The following is a 6,141-nucleotide window of genomic DNA, read 5'->3' on the forward strand; positions in this document are numbered from 1 at the left end:
TCAGTTCTCCTCTCCCTGGAGCACCGCGAAGACGACGGGATCGGTCCGGTCGTTGACGGTCGTCACCCAGGTGGCGATGCGGGCAGCACCGTGGGAAAGCACCGCCCAGCCGTCCGGGTCGACCCGGTGCACGGTGAGCGCCTGTGTCATGTCCCCGGTCTTGCGCACGCATTCCAGCGCGCTCCAGACCCGGGTGTGCGCGACCGAAAGCGGCTCGCGGGCGTCCGCGGCGAGCAGTTCGCCCACCGCCAGCAGATCCTCGCCGAGCAGCCCCGCCCAGTCCTCGGGCGTCCGCTCGATCGCGGTTTCGACGTCGCACGCGATCCGGCCGCCGCCCGCGATCACCAGGGTGAGGCCGGCGCTGTGTGACGCGCTCACCTCGACCCCGTCGGCCTCCGGTTTGCCGTCCGGGCGGTAGCGGATCTCGAGCGGGGCGTCGACGGCGCGGCCGGCGGCCAGTGCCGTCTGCGCCCGCCGTTCCGGCGTGGTCTCCACGGAAACGCCCACCGGGTCCGGTTCGACGACGATCGCGCGGGACGAGCCGAGCAGCCGTTCCACGGAACGCTCCAAATAGGACCCGAGCATCGACGGGACCCACGGTCCTTCGCCGTCACGCTTGCGCACCGCGCGCAGCTTCAGGCCTTCCCAGCGCTCGACCAGCTTCCCGTCTGGGTTGCGGACGTCGAGGTCGTAGAGGTAGCTGTCGCCGTCCTGCGAACGCTCGCGGGCGTCGAGGAGCACGTACTCCGGGTCCTGCTCACCGGGTTCGGCGAGGTACAGCCGCTCGATCCCTTGCGGCAGCAGGGTCGCGTCCGGGACACAGCACTGGATCGCGTGCATCATCGCGTCGCGGGTGCCCGGGTCGGCCAGCAGCTTCTCCTGCGGGAGGAACGGCGCGAACCAGTCGACCTCGGCGCCGGTCGCGATCTCCGCGACCGCGTGCCGCGCGCTGGCCCGCCGGTAGCCGGTGACCCGCTGGAATCGCTTGCCCTGGAACAGGACCGTGCCGTACAGCTCGGTCGTCGGGTCGACCGGGACGGGCGGCAGCGCGACGTCGCGGACGACGGTCTCGCCGAGCGGATCCGGCCGGGAGAACCGCAGCCGGGCCCGGAAGTGGTCGGCGCTGAACCCGGTCTCCCCGCTGCGCAGCACCACGTCCACCGTTTCGGCGTCCCTGGCCAGCGCGGCGAGCCGGATAGTGGTCGACCCGCCCGGCGAGACGATGATCGGGCGCAGGAACTCGACGTCGGAGAACACCGGCGCCGGCAGGGTTTCCGCGCCGAGGGCGGCCTTGGCGACCTGGGTCATCGCCTCCATCCCGATCACCGCCGGGAACAGCAGCTGACCGTCGAGCAGGTGGTCGGCCAGATACGGGTCGCTGCCCGCGGACAGGTCGGCCTCCGTGATCAGCTCGACACCCGGGTAGTGCACGACGGCCCGGTCGACGAAGCGGGTCAGCGGCAGCTCGCGCTTCTCCACCGGCAGGGTGACCAGTCCCGCGGTCCGGCCGCAGACGACCAGCACCGACGGGGCGGCCGGATCGCCGACGACCTGGCGGAGGATCTCGATGCCCTCCTCGGTCGGGATGGGGGTGATGCCGTCGCGCATCAGAGCGCTGACGACACCGAGCTTTTCGCCCATGCCCGTCCCGGACCAGACCGACCATTCGAGGGCGATCGCCCTGGCCTGGGGGTGCTCCTGGCCGAAGCGAACGGTCAGTTCGGTCATCCAGTCGTTGGCCGTGGCGTAGTGCGCCTCACCGCGCAGGCCCGCCCGGCCGATGATGCTGCCGAAGGTCACCAGCAGCTTGATCTTGTCCTTGTCGACGGCGTCCAGGACGGCGTTGAGGCCACCGATCTTCGGGGCCAGCGTCTTGCGGAAGCTTTCCTCGGTCAAGGAGAACAGCGCGGCGGGCTCGTTGCGGCCCGCGCCGTGCAGCACCGCGGTGACCGGCCCGAACTCGGCCTGCACGCGGCCGATCGCGTCGGCCACCTGACGGGCGTCGGTGACGTCGGCGCGTTCGTAGCGGTAGGTGATGCCCGCCGCCGCCATCCGGCCGAGGTTCTCCGACAGTTCGGCGTCGTCGGCCGGGTCGCTCCGGCCGAGCAGCGCCAGTTTCGCGCCGGAGTCCTTGGCCAGCGCCAACGCGCTCTCGGCGGTGATGCCCTTGCCGCCACCCGTGACGAGCAGGACGTCGCCGGAGTCCAACGGGGTCCCCTCGGCCTCGGCCGGGGTCATGGCCGCGAGCTTCGGCACCGTGCGGACCCCGGCGGCGTCGTAGCGGACCTCGCTGAAGTCGTTGGTCGCCGCCACTTCGGCGACCACGGTGGACACCGCGGCGCTGACGGCCTCGGCGTCGACCGGTCCGACGTCGGCGAGATCGACGATCGTGGTGCGGGCCGACGGGTCCTCCAGGCGCAGCGTCTTCGCCAGGCCGGAGGCACCGAGACCGTGCTGCACCACGACGAACCGCGTGCCGTTGGGCGCGGCCAGCACGGCGCGGCCCGCGTCGAGGAACAGGCCCACGTCGCCGGAACCGCTGTCGGAGTTCAGGCAGAGGAGGACACCGTCGCCGACGCCCGCGGTGGCCAGTGCCGCGCGCAGCGGCTCCGCCAGCGGATGGCCGTCCGGTGCGAACGCCGTCCACTCGGCGGTGGACAGCCCCGGCGTGAGATCGGGCGACGGTTTCGGCGCGACGACGTACTCGACCCCGAACGGCCGGACCCACGGTCCGACGCCGGCGACCTCGGCCTGGTTGCTGTCGGCGGGTTTGGCGGTCTGGGCGAGTTCGTCGATCATCTCGGCGAGTTCGCCGAGACAGACGGTCGCGAAGTTCGGCATGCCCTCCAGCGCCGGGCGGCCGAGCGCCCGGGTCACGTCGTTGACGAGCTGGCCGACCGTGATCGACGAGAGGTGCAGGTCGTCGAGCGGATGCGTGTCGGCGGTGACCGCGTCGAGGGGCAGTTCCACCCGCTCGGAAGCGAGCTTGCGCAGCAGGTCGAGGGTGCTGCTGCCACCGCTTTCCGAAGCCGTTCCGGCCGGGGCCTCGGCAGGCGCGGCGGGGTCGGCGACCCGGTCGCGGGTCAGGTCGGCACCGATGGACGGCGCGGCCTCACACGGGCTGGTGAGGAACGAGAACTCCCCGTCCACCGGCAGGGTCCGCACGATCCGGCCGTCGAACAGCGCGGAGGTGTCCAGCGGGGCGCCGAACGTGAACGCGGCCCCCGCGACCTTCAGCAGCGCGGCCAGCTTCGGGCTGTCGGTGTCGATCGCGAGCACCGGCGTGCCGGGCGCGATCTCGCCGAACAGCCCGGTGAGCACGTGGCCGGGGCCGACCTCGATCACCAGGTCGCTGCGCTCGGCGACCTTCGCGGCCGCCTCGCGGAAGCGGACCGGCAGGACCACCTGGTCCCGGAGCAGATCGCGCAGGTCCTCGGCGGCGTGCAGGACGTCACCGGTCACCGTCGAGACGACGGGCCGGTCGAGCCTGGCGAAGTCGAACGCGGCCAGCTCCTCGGTCATCGCCTCGGCGGCCGGGACGACCGCCGGCGAGTGGAACGCGTGCGAGACGTTGATGCGGGTGGCGGTGACGCCCTCCGCGCGGGCACGGGCGACCACCCGGTCGATCGCCTCCGACGGTCCGGAAAGGACGGTCTGCTCGGGCGCGTTGTAGCCCGCGATGACGACGTCCTCACCCTCGGCGAAGCGCTCGGCGACCCCCGGGCCGGCGGCGATCCCCGCCATGGCGCCGTCGCCGTCGCTCGCGGTCGCCATCACCTTGCCGCGGATCTTGGCCAGCTTGAGGACTTCGCGTTCGGTGAGCGCGCCGCCCCAGTGCAGGGCGGTGAGCTCACCGAGGCTGTGGCCGGCGACCGCCTGCGCTTCGATGCCGAGGCTCTTCAGGACACGGAGCCCGGCGAGCGATCCGGTGACGATGCGCGGTTGCGCGACCTCGGTGGCGACCTGGTCGGCGCCGGTCGAAAGGCCCGCCGCGCGATAGATGTCGTCGGCGTGGGCGAAGCGCTTGCGCAGCGCGCCGACCGTGCCGCGCCCGGAACCCTGGCCGGGGAACAGGAACCCGATCTTCGGGTCCTTGGCGTGGGAGCCCGCGAAGATGCCGTCGCCGGTGGAGAAGACTTCCGGCTCTCCCTCGCCGAGGAGGTCGAGCAGCTTGGCCAGCTTGCGCTCGGCGTCCTCGGGATTGGTCGCGACGATCGCGGCGCGGACCGGTTTCCCGGACAGCTCCGCGGAAAGCGTGGCCGCGAGGTCCCCGAGCTCCGCCAGCGAGAGCTTCGGCACGACTTCCAGCAGACCGGTCAGCCTGCCGCGCAGCGACGCGGCGTCGTCGGCGTCGAGGAGCAGCAGTTCGCTGTCCTGCCGTCCGGCGACCAGCGAGCGGGTCCGCTCGTCGAGGTCCTTGCGCCGGGCCGCGCCCGGTGCCTCGGTGACGGTGACGTGCGAGTTGATGCCGCCGAAGCCCATCGCCGAGACACCCGCGCGGACCGGGTGGTCCGCGGGCCACAGCCCGGCCTCGGTCGGGACGTACATCCGCGCGGAGTCGCCGACCAGCGACTCGTGCGGCTCGTAGTGGCCGGTCGCGGGCGGGATGACCTGGTGGTACACCGCCAGCGTCGCCTTGATCAGCCCGGCGACCCCGGCCGCGGCCTTGGTGTGGCCGATATTGCCCTTGATCGTGCTCAGCGCGGCGCGATCGGCGAGCGGGTCGGCGTCGCGGCGGGCGGTGGAGAGCGCCTCGATCTCGGTGGCGTCGCCCAGCGCGGTCCCGGTGCCGTGGCCCTCGAAGTAGGAAACGGTTTCGACGCCGTAGCCCGCCTTCTCGTAGGCCCGCTGAAGCGCGAGACGGTGACCCGAGGCCTCCGGACGGGTGATGCCGCCCTTGCCGTCGGAAGAGACACCCCAGCCGCCGATGCTGGCGTAGATCCGCTTGCCCTGCGCGATCGCGTCGTCCTCGCGCATCAGCACGAGCATGCCGGAACCTTCGCCGGGCCAGAAACCGTTGGAATCGGCGTCGTAGACCTTCATCTCCCGTTTGGCGAGCGCGCCGGTCTTGGCGAAACCGATCACCTCGAACGGGTCGATCGACAAGTCGACACCGCCCGCGATGGCGACGTCGAGGTCGCCCTCGGAAAGCGCGTTCGCCGCCGTGACCACCGAAAGCAGCGAAGACGAGCAGGCGCCGTCCACGGTGAACCCGCCGCCGCCGAAGTCGAAGAAGTTGCAGACGCGGCCGGCGATCGTGTTCGCCAGCCCGCCCGCGAGCGTGTCCTCGTCGATCGCGGGGAACGGGGCCTTGTACTGCGCCTCGAGATCGTGAAGGAACTCGGCGGTGTCACTTTCGGCCCAGCCGCGCTCGGCGAGGGCCGCCGCGACCGTGCGGCGCACGTACGGCCAGCGCAGCCGCATGATGTTGGCGCGCGAGAACTCACCGGTGAGACTGTTGCCGATGACCACGCCGGTGGCCGGCCGCGGCAACCCATCGCCCTCGGGGAACCCCGCGTCCGCCAGCGCCTGCGCGGCGACGTCGAGCGCCAGCCAGTGCGTGGTGTCGGTCGACCGGAACGTGCTGCCCGCGACCTTGTACTTGATCCGGTCGAATTCCCAGTCGCGGAGCACCGCGGCCTTCTGGGCGTAGAAACGGTCCGGCGCCTTGGGGTCGGGCGAGTAGTAGTCCTCGCGGTTCATCCGCTCGTCGGGCAGTCTCCGGAACGCCCTGCGGCCGGCGAGGACGTTCTCCCACAGTTCTTCCGGGGAACCGGCGTCCGGGTATCGGAGACCGATACCGACAATCGAAATCCGCTCAACGCTCATGCCACCGCACTCCCCTAGCTCTCAAGACTCAAGTCACGGAATCCGGTCCCGGCGCCGGGCTCTGTCCCCAGAAACGCGGCCGCCGTCCGTTCGCGCAGTCCGGTCAAGCATGAACCGGCGGCGGGTGCGAAGTCTTCTCTCTGGTTGTTGAAGGTGACCCGCTGTCCGGGCCAGGCACGTTCGGATGGCGGCATCGGTGCGTCCTCGACTGTCCACACAGGACAGATATTGTGGCCGAGGCGCCCGATTCGAGCGCTTCTCGACCGGGTCACGAGTGGCGAAGAGCGTTCCATTGTGGGGCGTGGGGGGACA

Annotated in this window: 1 protein-coding gene; it reads right to left on the bottom strand. The window is 71.6% G+C overall.

All coding sequences use genetic code 11. The annotated features are described in order from the left end of the window. A complete protein-coding gene (locus tag ACXIZN_RS23150) occupies nt 1-5,829 on the bottom strand; it encodes a type I polyketide synthase (RefSeq protein ID WP_457956845.1) in 5,829 nt (1,942 codons plus the stop codon). Nucleotides 5,830-6,141 lie beyond the last annotated feature (312 nt).

It is taken from the genome of Amycolatopsis sp. TRM77291, from assembly GCF_054166285.1.

What these genes read in the sequence shown, in the direction of transcription:
- ACXIZN_RS23150 (WP_457956845.1), bottom strand. Translation starts at nt 5,829, where the DNA reads ATGAGCGTTGAGCGGATTTCGATTGTCGGTATCGGTCTCCGATACCCG.